This is a genomic window from Achromobacter sp. Marseille-Q4962 (assembly GCF_943737005.1).
Classification (GTDB): Bacteria; Pseudomonadota; Gammaproteobacteria; order Burkholderiales; family Burkholderiaceae_B; genus Achromobacter.
Genome location: NZ_CALSFU010000010.1, coordinates 1 through 15648 on the forward strand (window position 1 = coordinate 1; position 15648 = coordinate 15648).

Sequence of the window (15648 nt, forward strand, 5' to 3'; positions counted from 1 at the left end):
GCACTGCCTTGCAAAAATCACGTGGCCCCCTGCACCGCAGAACCCCGCGCCTCGCCTTGCCCTGCCGCACCGCCCCGCTTCAATTTCCGGGCCCAGCGGCAAGGGAGCGAGACTATAGCACAGATTTTTTGCGTGTGTGGCGAGGCGGGCGAAAAGATCAAAAAGTCCATGCCGCACTGGCGCCGCCTGCCCGCCGTAGCCTGCACCCCATCTTACTTAACTTATATAGCCCCCTACCCCCTATATATATGCCACCGCCTCCCCTGCTCCACAGGGAGATGCCTGAAAGCGCCTGACGGACCGGCCCCTACAGCCGCAGTTCCGTGGTTTCCTTGATCTGCTGCAGGGCGAAGAAGGAGCGCATATCCACGACGGCGGGGTGGCGCATGAGGGTGTCCATGGCGAAGCGGGAAAAATGCGCCAGGTCGGCGACCTGGATGCGCAGCAGGTAATCCATGTCGCCCGACATGGCGTAGCACTCCACCACTTCGGGCCAGAGTTGCACGTCGCGGGCGAAGTCGTTCATGGGCGCGTGGCTGGATCCGCTGGTCTTGTTGAGGCGGATGTTCACGTAGGCCAGCAGGCCCAGCCCGACCTTTTCGGCGTCGATGAGCGCCACGTATTTCTTGATGAACCCTTTTTCTTCCAGACGCCTGACCCGGCGCAGGCAGGGACTGGGGGACAGGGACACGCGATCGGCGAGCTCCTGGTTGCTCAGGCGCCCGTCGCGCTGCAATTCGGCCAGTATCCGGAGATCTGTCCGATCGAGCTCTATGTCAGACATATTCTTGCCTCCAATAGGTATATTTCGGCAATATTATTGCTCAGGCACCACAGTTTTGCGCCATCTTTGCAATTGTCTGCCTGGGTTTCCTTCCTACAATCTCTTCCTCAGACAGGACGCCGAGGCGTCTTCGAACAACGATGCAAGGGAGCAGACAATGAGCAGCGCCTTCCAGCCCTGGGACAACCCGATGGGCACCGCCGGGTTTGAATTCATCGAATATGCCGCGCCGGACCCCGCGGCGTTGCGCAAGGTTTTTGAAACGCTGGGCTTCAAAGCCATCGCGCGCCACCGCCACAAGGACGTGACCCTGTACCGCCAGGGCGGCGTGAATTTCCTGATCAATGCGGAGCCCGATTCCTTCGCGCAGCGGTTCGCGCGCCTGCACGGTCCATCGATCTGTGCCATTGCGTTCAGGGTGCAGGATGCCAACGCGGCGTACAAGCGCGCGCTGGAACTGGGCGCCTGGGGCTTCGATTCGCACAGCGGCCCCATGGAACTGAACATTCCCGCCATCAAGGGGATCGGCGATTCGCTGATCTACCTGGTGGATCGCTGGAAAGGCAAGGAAGGCCATGGCGGCATCGGCGACATCAGCATCTATGACGTGGATTTCGTGCCGCTGGATCCGGCCAACGCCAAGTCCGACCTGACGCACCGCGGCGCGGGACTGACCCTGGTCGACCACCTGACCCACAACGTGCACAAGGGCCGCATGGCGGAATGGGCGGAGTTCTATGAGCGCCTGTTCAACTTCCGCGAAGTGCGCTATTTCGACATCGAAGGCAAGGTCACCGGCGTGAAGTCCAAGGCCATGACCTCGCCCTGCGGCAACATCCGCATCCCGATCAACGAGGAAGGCACGGACGAGAAGGGCCAGATCCAGGAATACCTGGACCTGTACCGTGGCGAAGGCATCCAGCATATCGCCATGGCGACCGACGACATCTATGCCACGGTGGAAGCGCTGCGCGCCAACGGCGTGGCGTTCCTGGACACGCCGGACACCTATTACGAACTGCTGGACCGCCGCCTGCCCGGCCACGGCGAGGATGTGGGCCGTCTGCAGAAGAACCGCATCCTGCTGGACGGCGCCCCCGACGGCGGCCTGCTGCTGCAGATCTTCACCGAGAACCAGATCGGCCCCATCTTCTTCGAGATCATCCAGCGCAAGGGCAACGACGGTTTCGGCGAGGGCAACTTCAAGGCCCTGTTCGAGTCGATCGAGCTGGACCAGATGCGCCGCGGCGTGCTCAAGGCGGTCGAGTAAGAACTTCCCCTGGCAGCGCCGGCCTCCTGCATGAGCCGGCGCCGGCCCTTGAGACCTCGCCTGCCCGGCGAGGTTTTTTTTGCCATGGAGAACCGCAAGCAAGCCGGCCGGTGCGGCGGCAGGCTCAGCGGCTCAGGCGGTCCTGGAACTGCTTGCGGAACTTCGCCACCTTGGGCGCGATGACGAACTGGCAGTAGCCCTGTTCGGGATGCAGCGCGAAGTAGTCGCGGTGGTAGTCTTCGGCAGGCCAGAAGGTGGCCGGCGGCAACAGCCTGGTGACGATGGGCGCGTCGTAGATTTTCTGCGCCTCGACCTCGGCGATGACGGCCTGCGCCTGGTCGCGCTGCGCGTCGCTCTGCCAGAAGATGGCGGATTCGTACTGCGGACCGACGTCGTTGCCCTGGCGGCCCGGCGTGGTGGGGTCGTGCGTGGCGAAGAAGACGCGCAGCAGGTCGCCGTAGGACAGCACGGCAGGATCGAACTCGATCCGCGCGACTTCGATATGGCCGGTGTCTTTGCCGCACACCTGCTCGTAGGTGGGGTTGTCCACGTGTCCGCCGGCATAGCCGGGCAACACGCTGACGACCCCTTTCAGGTCCTTGAAGACCGCTTCCACGCACCAGAAGCAGCCGCCGCCCAGGACGGCGACCTCACGACCCGGGGTTGCTTGTTCCGCCATGATGATTTCCTTTTCGATGAATGGCCGCTTCAGGCCGGAGCCGGGCCGGGATCAGGGTTTCGCGGGCGCGAGAGAGAGAATCCACTCGGCCAGGCGATGAGCGTCGTCGGGGCTGACTTGCGTCTGCGCCGGCATGGGCACGGCGCCCCAGGCACCCCGCCCGCCGCCGCGGATCTTGCCGGCAAGATACTCCACCATGGCGTCGCCCTGGCCCGCATAGCGTTCGGCCACGCTGCGCAGCGGCGGCCCCACCCGCTTTACGTCCACCTGATGGCAAGCCATACAGGCTTTGCGCTTGGCCAGGTCCGGGCCGGTGGTCTGGGCATGGGCCGCGCCCGTTGCCGCCATGCACAGCAAAATCCCCCAAAAACTAGCTCTCAAACGCATCGGTTACTGCCCCACGGCTCGCGGTGCTGGCGAGCCTGCCGAACTTGGCAAGCACACCGCGTGTATAACGCGGCTTGGGCGGAACCCAGGCCTGGCGACGAACCGCCATTTCTTCGTCGCTGATGTTGAGCTGCAGCAGCAGCTTGTGGGCATCGATGGTAACCGAATCGCCCTCCCGTATCAGCGCGATGGGGCCGCCCACGAAGGCTTCCGGCGCCACGTGGCCGACGACCATGCCCCAGGTGCCGCCCGAAAAACGACCGTCGGTGATGAGGCCCACGCTTTCGCCCAGCCCCTGCCCCACCAGCGCCGAGGTGGGCGCCAGCATTTCACGCATGCCGGGACCGCCCTTGGGGCCCTCGTAGCGGATGACCACCACGTCGCCGGCGACGATCCGGCGCGCCATGATGGCTTTCATGGCCTCGTCTTCGGAATCGAAGACCCGCGCCGGTCCGGTGATGACGGGATTCTTCAGGCCCGTGATCTTGGCCACGCAGCCTTCAGGCGAAAGATTGCCCTTGAGGATGGCCAAGTGCCCCTGCGGATACAGGGCCTGGTCGATGGGGCGGATCACGTCCTGCCCGGCGCGGGGCGACGACGGCACGCCGGCAAGCGTTTCGGCGATGGTCTTGCCGGTGATGGTGATGCAGTCGCCGTGCAGCAGGCCCGCGTCGAGCAGCAGCTTCATGACCTGGGGAATGCCGCCCGCGCGATGCAGGTCGGTGGCGACGTAGCGCCCCGAGGGCTTGAGGTCGCAGATCACGGGCACGCGCTGGCGGATGCGCTCGAAATCGTCGATGGTCCATTCGACCTCGGCCGCGTGGGCAATGGCCAGGAAGTGCAGCACCGCATTGGTCGAGCCGCCGGTGGCCATGATGACCGACACCGCGTTTTCGATGGATTCACGGGTGATGATGTCGCGCGGCCGCAGGTTGCGCCGCACGGCCTCGACCAGCACGCGCGCCGATTCCGCTGCCGAGGCGACCTTTTCTTCGTCCTCGTTGGCCATGGTGCTCGAATACGGCAGGCTCATGCCCAGCGCCTCGAAGGCGGAACTCATGGTGTTGGCCGTGTACATGCCGCCACAGGAACCCGAACCCGGAATGGCGCAGCGCTCTATCTGCCTGAAATCCGCTTCGTCCATGCGGCCCATGGTGTATTCGCCCACGGCCTCGAACACCGACACGATGGTGAGATCCTGGCCCTTGTAGCGCCCCGGCTTAATGGTGCCGCCATAGACGTAGATGCCCGGCACGTTCATGCGCGCGAGCGCGATCATGCCGCCCGGCATGTTCTTGTCGCAGCCGCCGATGACGACCACGCCGTCCATCCACTGGCCCTGGGCGGCAGTTTCGATACAGTCGGCGATGACCTCGCGCGAGACGAGGGAGTATTTCATGCCTTCGGTGCCCATGGACATGCCGTCGGAAACGGTGGGCGTGCCGAAGACCTGGGGATTGGCCCGCGCCTGGCGGATGGCGGCGATCGCCGCGTCTGCCAGACGCTGCAGCCCGCTGTTGCAGGGGGTGATGGTGGAATGGCCATTGGCCACGCCGATCATCGGGTTTTCGAAATCGGCTTCCTGGTATCCCAGGGCGTAATACATGGCGCGGTTGGGCGCGCGCTCGACCCCCTGGGTGACATGGCGGGAACGTTCGTTGTTCGGCATGGTCTGGTCTCCTGTCGGCCTTCGGGGCTCAGATGCGGCAGACGGGGGCCGGCGGGCGGGCCGGCTCTCGGGGCGCGGGTCTTCGCGGCTTGCCGGTTATTATCATTCAACTTTTTTCTGCCGGGCGGAACATGCTGCAATATCCCCAATTCGACCCCGTGGCCCTGCGCATCGGGCCTCTGGCCATTCATTGGTACGGCCTGATGTACCTGGTTGGCTTCGCCCTCGTTTATCTGCTGGGCCGCCGGCGGATCGTGCATGGGCACGCCACGCCGCTGACCGCGCGCGATCTCGAAGACCTGATCTTCTACAGCGTGCTGGGGGTGGTGCTCGGCGGACGGCTGGGCTATGTCCTGTTCTACAAGCCCGACTACTACATGGCGCACCCGCTGGAGGTCCTGTATCTCTGGGAAGGCGGCATGTCGTTCCACGGCGGCCTGATCGGCGTGATCCTCGTGATGTTGCTGTTCGCGCGCAAGAAGTCGCTGCCTTTTTTCGCGGTGAGCGATTTCATCGCGCCGCTGATCCCGCTGGGGCTGGGTTTCGGCCGCCTGGGCAATTTCATCAACGGCGAGCTGTGGGGCCGGCCCGGCAATGTGCCGTGGGCCATGGTGTTCCCGCAAAGCGGCGACGGCCTGCCGCGCCATCCGTCGCAGCTCTACGAGCTGGGGCTGGAAGGCATCGTGCTCTTCGCGCTGATGTGGTGGTTTTCCAGCAAGCCGCGCCCGCTGGGACAGGTGAGCGCGCTGTTCCTGATCGGCTACGGAACCTTCCGCTTCCTGGTGGAGTTCACCCGCGAGCCGGACAATTTCCTGGGCCTGCTCGCGGGCGGGTTGAGCATGGGCCAGTGGCTGTCCCTGCCCATGGTGGCGCTGGGCGCCGTGCTTTTCGTGTTTACTGCAAAACGATCGTCCCATTGACGGCCACGCTCACCGTGACGTTGCCTGCATCGAGGGGAACGTCCGGGCTGTAGGCGCCGCCGGCGTCCTTGGCCATGGCCTGGGTGGCCATCATGCGCGGCATGGGCGCCGCGCCGCCCGAACCGCCGAGCTCGAGCTTGCTCAGGCGGTAGCCCGTGAATCCGAACGCGTTGGCGGCCGCCAGGGCGCGCTCCTTGAAAGCCTGGGCGGCTTCCTTGAGCAGCTTGCGCTCTTCGGCCTCGCGCGCGGCGCGCGACAGCGAGAAGCTGATGTTGCTGATGGCCGTCTTGTCGGACAGCCTGGACGCCAACGCGGCCGCGGCATCGAAATCCTTGGATTCGAGAATGATCTCTCCCTGGCCGCGCCAGGAGCTGATCTTGCCCTTGTTATTGGTATTGGGCCAGACGTGGAAACCGCCCGTGCGCACGTCGACGCCCTTGGTTTCCCGCGCGCGCTTGGCGACGTCGTCCAGGGCGGCGGTGAGCTTCTTGCCGGCCGCGGGCTGGTCGGGCGCATCCACTTCCGCGGACAGCGTGATGCGGACGGTGTCCTGCTTGACTTCGGAGGAGGCCATGGCCTGCAGCGTCATTTCAGGTGCGCGGCTGGCCGGCGCCTCGGCGGCCGGGTTGTCTTGCGCCTGCGCGAAAGCGGGCTGGGCCGCGCCGATGGCGGCCACGGCCGCGCACGCCGCGCCGAGACGGGTCAGCGAGGAGAGTGGATTCTTGAGCATGGACGGGTCCTGGAAGCGAGGACAAGGAAGGGAAGGAAAAAACGTCTGGGAACGTCCGGGGAGGGATCCGGAGCGGACCTGCGCCATGGCAGGTCCGCCAGGAAAGATGCCCCACCTGTGCCGTCTAGGCCGGCATCTCGAACCGTGAGGTTCAAGGTGGTCGCGTTCCGTAGAGCTTCGGGTTCGTCTACGGGAGACGATCGCGCCCGCTCTGCACTCCCGCAACCAATATGCCATAAGACATAGGTTCAGAGAATGTATGGCCAAGTCACGAACACGGCAGGGACAAACTGAAAATACTGCGTGGAACGGTACTGCGCCGCGCCGCCCGCGGCGGCTACAGCAGCTTTTCCTGACCCGACAAGGCGTCATCGAGTACTGCGTTCATGTCCTCGATTCTACGCTTGAAGTCGCCGACCGCCAAACCGCCCAGCGGGCCGTCGGGCGCCTTCATGGCCAGCAGCTCGCCCGCGATCTGCAGGGCGGCCATGACGGCGATGCGTTCGTTGCTCGACACCTTGCCCGTGCCCTGGATGCGCAGCATGAGCTGGTCTACGTGCCGGACCGCGGCCAGCAGCGTGGGTTTTTCCTCGGGCGAGCAGGCCAGCGAATAATCGCGCCCGAGTATGGTGACATCTATGCGTTCCATCAGTGTTGCTCTCCAGACGGCGCGCCCGGCAGGCGGGCCAGCACGGCGTCGATGCGCTCGCGGGCCGAGGCGGCCGCCACGCGCAGCCGCTGCAATTCGGTGTCGCGGCTCTGCAGGCTGCCTTGCAGCTCGCTCTCGCGGGCGGCGTAGCGGGCTTCCAGCGACTGGCGCTCGGAGATTTCACGCGCGAGCTGCTCGCGCAGGGAAGACTCGACCTGCTGCGCCTGCTCCAGCATGGCGCTGACGGCGCCGTCGTGATCGCGCAGCTTCGCTTGCAGCTCGGTGATTTCGGCTTCGCGCTCGGCGGCCCGCTGCTTGAGCGTGCGCTGTTCCGCTTCGAAGTCATTCACGCGTGCGCGCAACGCGTCACGCTCGGCGTGGAGTTGCCGGGTGCGTTGCACCAGTTGCCCGATCCGGGCGGCGAGTTGGTCTAGGTCTTGCAGCATGGGCGCTATCGTAAACCATCCTGAACCTGATCGGGCCTCTTCACGCAAGGTGAGAAACCCGGCAATATTCAGTAGGAAATGTCTCTGGGATTACTGCGGGCTATCGCGCGGCGCGAACGTTAACCGATTCCGGCCGCACTGGAAAAGTCCTGTTGGAACCAGGGATTCATCCTTGCGGCGGATGGACAAAACCAAAGCGTGCGGTCCCGTCCGCGCGCGCCGGCAACGAACATGCCCGCACCGCCGCAACCGCCGGCCGCGCCGAAACCGCCACAGCCGCTTTCGCTTTTCTTTCGCCTAACTTTCACTTAGCTTTCAAATAGCCCTCAATCTGGCCGCCCCGTAACATTTGGGGGTCAGGAGTTCCCGTATTTTAGGGAAAACCCCAGGCTTTCACACAGCTTACAGGGTTTGCAGCATGCCAACGCTCCATTACCATTCGGCCTTTCAAGAAGCCCGGCCTTCGCTTTCATAAGAATTCATGGCACGCCCAAGTGCCTTTTTTGTGCCTGTCATTTGTCTTTCGGCATCCCGGCAGCGCCACCCGTTTTTTCATCTACATGCTGTAAACAGGAGCCAACCAATCATGCAGCTACGAAATCGACAGGATTTCTGGTCGGGGGTGATGTTCATCGCCCTCGGACTGGGATTCGCCTGGGGCGCAACGAGCTATCAAATGGGCACCGCGGCCCGCATGGGTCCGGGATACTTTCCTTTCTGGCTGGGCCTGGTGCTCGCGCTGCTGGGGGCGATCGTCCTGCTGGGCTCGCTTTCCAAGAACGCGGAAGACACGCATGTCGACAAGTTCGACTGGCGCATCGTATTTCTCATCGTCGGATCCGTGATCTTCTACGGCCTGGTGCTGAAGTTCCTGGGCGTATACATCTCGGTCTTCCTGCTGGTGGTCATCTGCAGCATGGCCAGCCATGAGTTCAACCTCAAGGTCGCTGTCGCCAACGGCATCTTCCTCGTCGTGTTCACCTATCTGGCGTTCATCAAGGGTCTGGGACTCATCTTCCCGCTGTGGCCGTCGTTTCTGGGTAATTAAGTAAGGAGCTACCGGTCATGGAATTGCTGGATCACCTGATGATGGGTTTCTCGGTGGCGTTCACGCCCGAGAACCTCGCCTACGCCCTGCTGGGCTGCATTCTGGGCACGCTGATCGGCGTGCTGCCGGGCATCGGCCCGGTTCCCACCATCGCGATGCTGCTGCCGATCACGTACGTGCTGCCTCCGGTGGCCGGCCTGATCATGCTGGCGGGCATCTACTACGGCGCGCAGTATGGCGGCTCGACCACGGCCATCCTGGTCGCGCTTCCGGGCGAAACGTCCGCCGTGGTGACGGTGCTGGACGGGCACCAGATGGCGCGCAACGGACGCGCGGGCGCCGCGCTGGCCATCGCCGCGCTGGGTTCGTTCTTCGCCGGCTGCGTGGCCACCCTGCTGCTGGCCGCCTTCGCGCCCCCGCTGGCCGAGGTTGCCTTCAAGTTCGGCCCTGCGGAATACTTCTCGCTGATGTGCCTGGGCCTGGTGGGCGCCGTGGTGCTGGCTTCGGGCTCGCTGCCCAAGGCCATCGCGATGATCATCCTCGGCCTGCTGCTGGGCATGGTGGGCACCGACGTGAACTCGGGCGTGGCGCGCTATGACTTCGGCATCCCCGAGCTGCAGGACGGCATCGACTTCGCCATCGTGGCCATGGGCGTGTTCGGCTTCGCCGAAATCATGACCAACCTCGAGCAGAAGGAAAACCGCGTCGACATCACCGACAAGATCGGCTCGCTGTACCCCAACAAGCAGGAATTCAAGGAAGCGGCCCCGGCCGTGGTCCGCGGCACGGCGCTGGGTTCGGCGCTGGGCATCCTGCCGGGCGGCGGCGCGGTGCTGTCCTCGTTCGCCTCCTATACGCTGGAAAAGAAGATCTCCAAGAATCCGGAGCGCTTCGGCAAGGGCCACCCCGCGGGCCTGGCCGGCCCCGAGTCGGCCAACAACGCCGCCGCGCAGACCTCGTTCATCCCGCTGCTGACCCTGGGTATCCCGGGCAACGCCGTGATGGCCCTGATGGTCGGCGCGATGACCATCCACAACATCCAGCCCGGCCCGCAGGTCATGACCAGCCACCCCGAGCTGTTCTGGGGCCTGATCGCCTCCATGTGGATCGGCAACCTGATGCTGGTGGTGCTGAACCTGCCGCTGATCGGCCTGTGGGTCAAGCTGCTGAAAGTGCCCTACCGCATCCTGTTCCCGGCGATCCTGGTGTTCTGCACGATCGGCGTGTATTCGCTGAACTACAACTCGTTCGACATCTTCACCACCGCCATCTTCGGCATCGTGGGCTACCTGTGGGCCAAGCTGAAGTGCGAAGGCGCCCCGCTGCTGCTGGGCCTGGTGCTGGGCCCCATGATGGAAGAAAACTTCCGTCGCGCCCTGCTGCTGTCGCGCGGCGACTTCTCCACCTTCGTGACGCGCCCGCTGTCGGCCACCCTGCTGGCGATCGCGGTGTTCCTGGTGGTGCTGGTGGCGCTGCCCGCCATCCGCAAGAAGCGCGAAGAAACCTTCGTCGAGGAAGACTGATCCGCGTGCTCCGGACCGCCCCGCGGGCGGTCCCACGCGATCTGGAACCCCGGGGCCCGCCCCGGGGTTTCTTTTTGCGCCATCGTCACAAATTTCCAATAAAAACAATGCGCTACAAAATGTGCAACCCCGGCGGACTTCTACGTTAAGCTACGGGTTTACCCCCAAGCGATCGTTCGCCATGAATTTCGACTGGAGCAACCCCTATCTCACGACGCGGATTCCAGTATTTGCCCGCAACATCGTCGCAACCTCGCAGCCCCTGGCCGCCCAGGCCGGACTACGCATCCTGTCCCAGGGTGGAAACGCCGTGGACGCGGCCATCGCCGCGGCGGCCACGCTGGCGCTGACCGAGCCGGTCAGCAACGGCCTGGGCTCGGACTGCTTTGCCATCGTCTGGGACGGCTCCCGCCTGCACGGGCTCAACGCCTCCGGCACCGCCCCCACGGCCTGGAACCCCGATTATTTCCGCCGCAAGCACCAGGGGCGGATCCCCATGCGCGGCTGGGACAGCGTGACGGTGCCCGGCTGCGTGGCAGGCTGGGCGGCGTTGCACGAAAAACTGGGCCGGCTCGCGTTTGCCGACATCCTGGCGCCGGCCATCGAATATGCCGAACGCGGCTTTGCGGTAAGTCCCGTGGTGCAGCGGAAGTGGGCCGCGCAGGCCGACCTGCTGCAGCCCCAGCCGGGCTTCGCCGAACACTTCCTGCCGCGCGGGCGCGCGCCGCAGGTGGGCGAACACTTCGTGCTGCGCGGCGCCGCCGACACGCTCAAGCGCATCGCCGCCACCACCGGCCGCGATTTCTACGAGGGCGAAACCGCGCACAAGCTGGTGGCTCACGCCCAGGCGCACGATGCCGCGCTCACGCTGGCGGACCTGGGCGACTATGCGCCGCAGTGGGTCGAGCCCATCGGCATGGCCTACCGCGGCCACACCGTGCACCAGATCCCCCCCAACGGCCAGGGCATCGCGGCGCTGATCGCCCTGGGCATCCTGCAGCATTTCGACCTGGCGTCGCGGCCCGTCGACCATCCCCAGACCCAGCACATCCTCATCGAAGCCGTGAAGCTGGCCTTCGCCGACGTGTACGCCCAGGTGGCCGACGCGCGCCACATGCGCGTCACGCCCGCGCAGATGCTGGACCCCGCCTATCTGGCGCAGCGGGCCCGCCTCATCGACCTGGACCGCGCCCAGGACTTCGCCGCCGGCCATGCGCCCCAAGGCGGCACGGTGTATCTCACGACGGCGGACCGCTGCGGCATGATGGTGAGCTTCATCCAATCCAACTACATGGGCTTCGGGTCGGGCGTGGTGGTGCCGGGCACGGGCGTCAGCCTGCAGAACCGCGGATACGGCTTCAGCACCGACCCGTCGCATCCCAACGTGGTGGCGGGCGGCAAGCGGCCTTTCCACACCATCATTCCGGCGTTTCTCATGCGCGACGGCGCGCCGCTCATGAGCTTCGGCGTCATGGGCGGCAACATGCAGCCGCAAGGCCAGGTGCAGGCGCTCGTGCGCATGCTCGATTACGGCCAGCAGCCCCAGGCCGCCTGCGACGCGCCGCGGTGGAAGTGGAATCACGGGCTGGCGGTGGACGTGGAGCCGGCGCTTTCCGCCCAGGCGGCACAGGGCTTGCGGGTGCGCGGGCACGTGCTCGAAGGCATGGACGATCCGTATATGGATTTCGGCTCGGGCCAGTTCATCTGGCGCCTGGGGGATCCCGCCGTGGACGGCTACGTGAGCGCCAGCGACAGCCGCCGCGACGGACTCGCCGCGGGCTTTTGATTGCGTTAAGGTTAGGGGCTGTTCGCCCTACGGCCTTTTCCCACCATCCCATATCAAGCGGAGCCTTCTGCATGGCATCGATCGGCACCAAGAACTACGAACCCACCGTGGCCCGGAAAGTCGCCTTCCTGGGCCTGGGCGTCATGGGGCTGCCCATGGCCGGCCACCTGGCGCGCGCCGGGCACGACGTGACCGTCTACAACCGCAGCCCTGGAAAAGCGCGGGCCTGGGTCGAGGAATTCGGCGGGCGCAGCGCCCCCACCCCGCGCGAGGCAGCGGCCGGCGCGCAAATCGTGTTCGCCTGCGTGGGCAACGACGACGACCTGCGCAGCGTGGTGCTGGGCGCGGATGGCGCGTTTGCGGGCATGGCCCCGGGCGCGGTGTTCGTCGATCACACCACGGCCTCGGCCGACGTGGCGCGCGAACTGTACGCCAAGGCCAAGGAACTGGGGCTCAACTTCGTGGATGCCCCCGTTTCCGGGGGCCAGGCGGGCGCGGTCAACGGCGTGCTGACCATCATGTGCGGCGGCGAGCAGGCGGTGTTCGACGCCATCAAGCCGGTGGCCGAGGCGTTCGGCCGGGCGGTCACGCTGGTGGGCGCGCCGGGCGCAGGCCAGCTCGCCAAGATGGTCAACCAGATCTGCATCGCGGGCATCGTGCAGGGCTTGTCGGAAGCCATTGCGTTCGGCCAGGCCGCCGGACTCGACATGAAGCTGGTGCTCGATGTCATCAGCAAGGGCGCGGCGCAGAGCTGGCAAATGGAGAACCGCGGCGGCACGATGGTCGACGACAAGTTCGACTTCGGCTTTGCCGTGGACTGGATGCGCAAAGACCTGGGGCTGGTGCTGGCCGAGGCCCGCAACAACGGCGCGCGCCTGCCCCTGACGGCCCTGGTCGACCAGTTCTATGGCGATGTGCAGAAAATGGGCGGCGGCCGCTGGGACACCTCCAGCCTCATCAAGCGCCTGCGCGACTGACCCGCGCTCCGGCAAACCCGGCCCCGCACCGGCGCGAGGCCGCCGCCGGGCTTCAGGCAGCCTGCAGGCCGTCGACGGGCGCGTGCAGGCCGAGCGCGTCGATGCGTTCCCGCGCCTGGGCGAGCCCTTCCAGCACCGACGCCTCGCCCATCGCCATGCCTTCGGCGGCGATGAACGTCACGTTGTCCATGCCCAGAAAGCCCAGTATCTGGCGCAGGTACGGCGTCAGCGTGTCGGACGCCGTGCCCGCGGCCTTGCCGCCCCGCGACGTCAGCACGACGACTTCCTTGCCCTTTACCAGCCCTTCGGGCACGCCCTCTGGCGTATAACGGAACGTGACTCCCGCACGGGCCACCTGGTCGAGGTAGCTCTTGAACTGCGCAGGCAGGCTGAAGTTGTAGACAGGCACGGCGAAAACGATACGGTCGGCCTGCATCAGCTCGGCCACCAGCGCGTCGCTGCGCTCGACGATGCGTTGCTGCTCCACGCTGCGGGTTTCCGGCGGCGTGAAGAGCGCGCCCGCGGCGGCTCCGTCGAAGTACGGAATGGGGTCGGCCGCCAGGTCGCGCACGGTAATGCGCGCGGCGGGATCGCCCTGCTTCACGCGCAGGACCAGGTGATCGGCCAGCTTCCGGCTGTGGGAGCGCTCGCCAAGAATCGAGGACAGGATGACGAGGGTATGCATGAGGGATATCTCCAGGTTCGGTCGCCCGGCGCCGGCGATCGGACCGGCGGCTGCGCAGGCATGGGCTCCACTGTAGACCCTCGAATTATTTACATAAACAGAGGTATGATGAACTGTTCGTTCCACTGATAGAACAACCATGCAAGACCTCAACGATCTCTACTATTTCTCCCAGGTGGTGGAGCAAGGCGGTTTCAGCGCCGCGGCCCGGGTGCTGGACATCCCGAAGTCGCGCCTGTCGCGCCGGATTTCGCATCTGGAAGAAAACCTCGGCGTGAGGCTGCTGCAGCGAACCACCCGGCGGTTGCGCCTTACCGCGGCGGGAGAACGCTATCTGCGGTATTGCAAGGAAATGGCCGCCTCCGCACGCGCGGCCGAAGACGCCATGCGGCAGCTGCAGGCCGAGCCGGCCGGACCCGTGATTGTCAGCTGCCCCGTTTCCATTGCCCAGGACGTGCTGGCGCCCATCCTGCCCGAGTTTCTCGACGCCTGGCCGGCGATTTCGGTGCAGCTGCTGGTGACGAACCGCCGCGTGGACCTCATCCGCGAAGGCGTGGACCTGGCGCTGCGGGTGCGCACCAAGCTCGATACCGACGCCGAACTCGTGGTGCGCCGCCTGGGAACGGCGCGCGGCACGCTGGTGGCCAGCCCGGGTTACGTACAGCGCCACGGCGCGCCCGAGACGCCCCAGGACCTGGCCTCGCACATCACGCTCAGCTTCAGCGATCCGCAGAGCGAAGTGCACTGGCCGCTGCGCAACGACAAGGGCGAAGAGGTCGTGCTGGACCTCAAGCCCCAGCTTTCGTGCAACGACTTCATCGTGCTGACCACCGCCGCGGTGCGCGGGCGCGGCATCGCCCTGCTGCCATCGATCGCCACGCGCGAGGCGCTGCGGCGCGGACAGCTCGTGCAGGTGCTGCCGCAATGGCAGTCTCCCGAAGGCATCGTGCACTGCATCTATCCGTCGCGCCGGGGCATGATGCCAGCCGTGCGCACGCTGCTCGATTTTCTTTCGCAGCGCCTGCCCGAAACCTACCAGCGCATGGAGCGCCTGCCCGCCGCGAACGAAGACTAGGACGCGCCGGCTCCGAAAAGCCTGGCCCGCTCCGGCCGTTCAATAGCCCCGTCCGCGCTCCACCACGCCGGTAATGGCTTCGCCGCGCATGAGAGCCGCCACCTTGCCGGCGATCTGCGCGATGCTTTCGTCGCGCAGGGTGCGGGCGGCGATGTGCGGGGTGACGTGCACGCGCGGATCGCGCCAGAACGGATGGTCGGCCGGCAGGGGCTCGGTGCGGAAGACGTCCAGCGTGGCGCCCGCGATCTCGCCCTCTTCCAGCATGGCGACCAGGTCTTCCTCGACCAGATGCTCGCCGCGCCCCACGTTGACCAGGTGCGCGCCCGGCAGCAGGCGCGAGAGGGTGTCGCGGTTGAGGATGTCCTGCGTGTCGGGGGTAAGCGGCAGCACGTTGATCAGGAAGCGGGTGCGCGCCAGGAAATCCGGCAGGGCCTCGCGGCCCGCGTAGACCTCCACGCCGGGAATCTCGCGCGGCGTGCGGGCCCAACCGGCCACGGGATAGCCGAAATCGGCCAGCACGGCGGCCACGCGCGCGCCCACTTGGCCCAGGCCCAGCACGCCCACGGGCCAGTCGGCCTGGCGCGTGCCGTCGCGCGTGTCCCAGTGCTGCCGGGCCTGCGCCTGGTCGAAGGCTTCGAAGTCGCGCGCGACGCGCAGCAGCGCATACAGCGCGTACTCCGCCATCTGCACCGCCATGCCCGCGTCTTCGAGGCGAACGATGCGCACGTGCGGCGGAATCTCGGGCATCTTGAGCAGCGCGTCGACGCCGGCGCCGAGATTGAAGAGCGTGTGCAGCCCGGTTTCGTGGGCGAAAAGCTCGGCCGGCGGACGCCAGACCAGCGCGGCCTGCGCGCCGGAGGGCGGCCCCTCGGGGTTCCAGACGGAAATGCGGCAGCCGGGCATGGCGGCTTGCAGCAGCGGAACCCAGGCGTCGGGGTCGTGATGCGGACAGGCGAAAAGAATGTGCATGGGCGTCGGAAGAAAATTCGGGCCTACGGAAACGCAAGCATGAGGGATCGC

16 protein-coding genes and 1 other RNA gene are annotated in these 15648 nt (G+C 65.9%); 7 read left to right on the forward strand and 10 right to left on the reverse strand.

Translation table 11 applies throughout. From position 1 onward, the window contains the following. Window positions 1-307: 307 nt before the first annotated feature. Window positions 308-784 (reverse strand): Lrp/AsnC family transcriptional regulator, encoded by a 477-nt coding sequence (locus NGJ44_RS10255; RefSeq protein ID WP_053243999.1) that lies wholly within the window; start codon window positions 782-784, stop codon window positions 308-310. A gap of 157 nt (window positions 785-941) precedes the next feature. Here NGJ44_RS10255 and hppD point away from each other — a divergent pair, with 157 nt between their 5' ends. Further along, window positions 942-2054 (forward strand): 4-hydroxyphenylpyruvate dioxygenase, encoded by a 1113-nt coding sequence (gene hppD, locus NGJ44_RS10260; RefSeq protein WP_053243998.1) that lies wholly within the window; start codon window positions 942-944, stop codon window positions 2052-2054. Between the two features lie 124 nt (window positions 2055-2178). Here the strand turns inward: hppD and msrA are convergent, their stop codons facing one another. Genes msrA through ilvD form a run of 3 tightly spaced genes read right to left on the reverse strand, consistent with a single transcriptional unit; the run spans window position 2179 to window position 4789 of the window. Beyond that, complete coding sequence (gene msrA / locus NGJ44_RS10265; protein ID WP_053243997.1) at window positions 2179-2733, reverse strand: peptide-methionine (S)-S-oxide reductase MsrA; 555 nt, start codon at window positions 2731-2733, stop codon at window positions 2179-2181. Between the two features lie 51 nt (window positions 2734-2784). Beyond that, complete coding sequence (locus tag NGJ44_RS10270; RefSeq protein ID WP_053243996.1) at window positions 2785-3120, reverse strand: c-type cytochrome; 336 nt, start codon at window positions 3118-3120, stop codon at window positions 2785-2787. Beyond that, the gene (gene ilvD, locus NGJ44_RS10275; RefSeq protein WP_053243995.1) at window positions 3104-4789 is read right to left on the reverse strand and encodes a dihydroxy-acid dehydratase; all 1686 of its coding nucleotides are present in this window, start codon (window positions 4787-4789) and stop codon (window positions 3104-3106) included. Before ilvD ends, NGJ44_RS10270 begins: the two co-directional genes overlap by 17 nt. A 131-nt stretch (window positions 4790-4920) precedes the next feature. Between ilvD and lgt the strand changes: the two genes are divergently transcribed. Further along, window positions 4921-5709, forward strand: coding sequence for a prolipoprotein diacylglyceryl transferase (lgt, locus tag NGJ44_RS10280; RefSeq protein WP_053243994.1), 789 nt, complete (start codon window positions 4921-4923; stop codon window positions 5707-5709). Here the strand turns inward: lgt and NGJ44_RS10285 are convergent. From NGJ44_RS10285 to NGJ44_RS10300, 4 genes are all read right to left on the reverse strand, one after another. Further along, the gene (locus NGJ44_RS10285) at window positions 5684-6439 is read right to left on the reverse strand and encodes an SIMPL domain-containing protein (RefSeq protein ID WP_053243993.1); all 756 of its coding nucleotides are present in this window, start codon (window positions 6437-6439) and stop codon (window positions 5684-5686) included. The genes lgt and NGJ44_RS10285 overlap by 26 nt on opposite strands. A 104-nt stretch (window positions 6440-6543) precedes the next feature. Next, window positions 6544-6728, reverse strand: a non-coding RNA gene (gene ssrS, locus NGJ44_RS10290) — 6S RNA. Window positions 6729-6776: 48 nt separating this feature from the next. Continuing rightward, complete coding sequence (locus NGJ44_RS10295) at window positions 6777-7088, reverse strand: cell division protein ZapA (RefSeq protein WP_053243992.1); 312 nt, start codon at window positions 7086-7088, stop codon at window positions 6777-6779. Further along, window positions 7088-7534 (reverse strand): hypothetical protein, encoded by a 447-nt coding sequence (locus NGJ44_RS10300; protein WP_053243991.1) that lies wholly within the window; start codon window positions 7532-7534, stop codon window positions 7088-7090. The genes NGJ44_RS10295 and NGJ44_RS10300 overlap by 1 nt, the downstream gene beginning before the upstream one ends. 586 nt (window positions 7535-8120) lie before the next feature. Here NGJ44_RS10300 and NGJ44_RS10305 point away from each other — a divergent pair. The 4 genes from NGJ44_RS10305 to NGJ44_RS10320 all read left to right on the forward strand — a co-directional run bounded on the left by NGJ44_RS10305 (window position 8121) and on the right by NGJ44_RS10320 (window position 12868). After that, window positions 8121-8582 (forward strand): tripartite tricarboxylate transporter TctB family protein, encoded by a 462-nt coding sequence (locus NGJ44_RS10305; protein ID WP_053243990.1) that lies wholly within the window; start codon window positions 8121-8123, stop codon window positions 8580-8582. Between the two features lie 17 nt (window positions 8583-8599). Continuing rightward, window positions 8600-10105 (forward strand): tripartite tricarboxylate transporter permease, encoded by a 1506-nt coding sequence (locus NGJ44_RS10310; protein WP_053243989.1) that lies wholly within the window; start codon window positions 8600-8602, stop codon window positions 10103-10105. A 181-nt stretch (window positions 10106-10286) separates the two neighbouring features. Then, window positions 10287-11891: a gamma-glutamyltransferase family protein gene (locus tag NGJ44_RS10315; RefSeq protein ID WP_251863853.1), complete on the forward strand. Its 1605-nt coding sequence runs from the start codon at window positions 10287-10289 to the stop codon at window positions 11889-11891. A gap of 71 nt (window positions 11892-11962) precedes the next feature. Beyond that, window positions 11963-12868 (forward strand): NAD(P)-dependent oxidoreductase, encoded by a 906-nt coding sequence (locus tag NGJ44_RS10320; protein ID WP_053243987.1) that lies wholly within the window; start codon window positions 11963-11965, stop codon window positions 12866-12868. A 52-nt stretch (window positions 12869-12920) separates the two neighbouring features. On the opposite strand, the gene NGJ44_RS10325 is transcribed toward NGJ44_RS10320, so the two are convergent. After that, the gene (locus tag NGJ44_RS10325) at window positions 12921-13553 is read right to left on the reverse strand and encodes an FMN-dependent NADH-azoreductase (protein WP_053243986.1); all 633 of its coding nucleotides are present in this window, start codon (window positions 13551-13553) and stop codon (window positions 12921-12923) included. Window positions 13554-13692: 139 nt separating this feature from the next. Between NGJ44_RS10325 and NGJ44_RS10330 the strand changes: the two genes are divergently transcribed. Continuing rightward, complete coding sequence (locus tag NGJ44_RS10330) at window positions 13693-14628, forward strand: LysR family transcriptional regulator (RefSeq protein WP_251863854.1); 936 nt, start codon at window positions 13693-13695, stop codon at window positions 14626-14628. 39 nt (window positions 14629-14667) lie between these two features. Here the strand turns inward: NGJ44_RS10330 and NGJ44_RS10335 are convergent, their stop codons facing one another. Further along, entirely contained in the window at window positions 14668-15597 is a 930-nt protein-coding gene (locus NGJ44_RS10335) for a 2-hydroxyacid dehydrogenase (protein WP_251863855.1), read from the reverse strand. Window positions 15598-15648: the final 51 nt, after the last annotated feature.

Coding starts and splice junctions, on each gene's coding strand:
- hppD (WP_053243998.1), top strand. CDS start 942: ATGAGCAGCGCCTTCCAGCCCTGGGACAACCCGATGGGCACCGCCGGG.
- NGJ44_RS10315 (WP_251863853.1), top strand. CDS start 10,287: ATGAATTTCGACTGGAGCAACCCCTATCTCACGACGCGGATTCCAGTA.
- NGJ44_RS10300 (WP_053243991.1), bottom strand. CDS start 7,534: ATGCTGCAAGACCTAGACCAACTCGCCGCCCGGATCGGGCAACTGGTG.
- NGJ44_RS10305 (WP_053243990.1), top strand. CDS start 8,121: ATGCAGCTACGAAATCGACAGGATTTCTGGTCGGGGGTGATGTTCATC.
- NGJ44_RS10270 (WP_053243996.1), bottom strand. CDS start 3,120: ATGCGTTTGAGAGCTAGTTTTTGGGGGATTTTGCTGTGCATGGCGGCA.
- NGJ44_RS10335 (WP_251863855.1), bottom strand. CDS start 15,597: ATGCACATTCTTTTCGCCTGTCCGCATCACGACCCCGACGCCTGGGTT.
- lgt (WP_053243994.1), top strand. CDS start 4,921: ATGCTGCAATATCCCCAATTCGACCCCGTGGCCCTGCGCATCGGGCCT.
- ilvD (WP_053243995.1), bottom strand. CDS start 4,789: ATGCCGAACAACGAACGTTCCCGCCATGTCACCCAGGGGGTCGAGCGC.
- NGJ44_RS10325 (WP_053243986.1), bottom strand. CDS start 13,553: ATGCATACCCTCGTCATCCTGTCCTCGATTCTTGGCGAGCGCTCCCAC.
- NGJ44_RS10320 (WP_053243987.1), top strand. CDS start 11,963: ATGGCATCGATCGGCACCAAGAACTACGAACCCACCGTGGCCCGGAAA.
- NGJ44_RS10255 (WP_053243999.1), bottom strand. CDS start 784: ATGTCTGACATAGAGCTCGATCGGACAGATCTCCGGATACTGGCCGAA.
- NGJ44_RS10330 (WP_251863854.1), top strand. CDS start 13,693: ATGCAAGACCTCAACGATCTCTACTATTTCTCCCAGGTGGTGGAGCAA.
- NGJ44_RS10310 (WP_053243989.1), top strand. CDS start 8,600: ATGGAATTGCTGGATCACCTGATGATGGGTTTCTCGGTGGCGTTCACG.
- msrA (WP_053243997.1), bottom strand. CDS start 2,733: ATGGCGGAACAAGCAACCCCGGGTCGTGAGGTCGCCGTCCTGGGCGGC.
- NGJ44_RS10285 (WP_053243993.1), bottom strand. CDS start 6,439: ATGCTCAAGAATCCACTCTCCTCGCTGACCCGTCTCGGCGCGGCGTGC.
- NGJ44_RS10295 (WP_053243992.1), bottom strand. CDS start 7,088: ATGGAACGCATAGATGTCACCATACTCGGGCGCGATTATTCGCTGGCC.